The following is a 363-nucleotide window of genomic DNA, read 5'->3' on the forward strand; positions in this document are numbered from 1 at the left end:
CAGTAGATCCGCCAACGGATCCAGATAAGCCAAAACCGCCAGTAGATCCGCCAACGGATCCAGATAAGCCAAAACCGCCAGTAGATCCGCCAACGGATCCAGATAAGCCAAAACCGCCAGTAGATCCGCCAACGGATCCAGATAAGCCGAAGCCACCAGTAGATCCGCCAACGGATCCAGATAAGCCAAAACCGCCAGTAGAACCACCAACGGATCCAGATAAGCCAAAACCGCCAGTAGAACCACCAACGGATCCAGATAAGCCAAAACCGCCAGTAGATCCGCCAACGGATCCAGATAAGCCAAAACCGCCAGTAGATCCGCCAACGGATCCAGATAAGCCAAAACCGCCAGTGGATCCGC

At 54.0% G+C, this 363-nt stretch carries 1 protein-coding gene; it reads left to right on the plus strand.

Translation table 11 applies throughout. The features are described 5' to 3' along the window. Nucleotides 1–363, plus strand: a 363-nt coding sequence (locus AC1DIT_RS28630) for a hypothetical protein (protein ID WP_476998642.1), incomplete at both ends; no start/stop codon positions are given.

The sequence above is a fragment of the Bacillus sp. 05T22 genome (assembly GCF_056396765.1).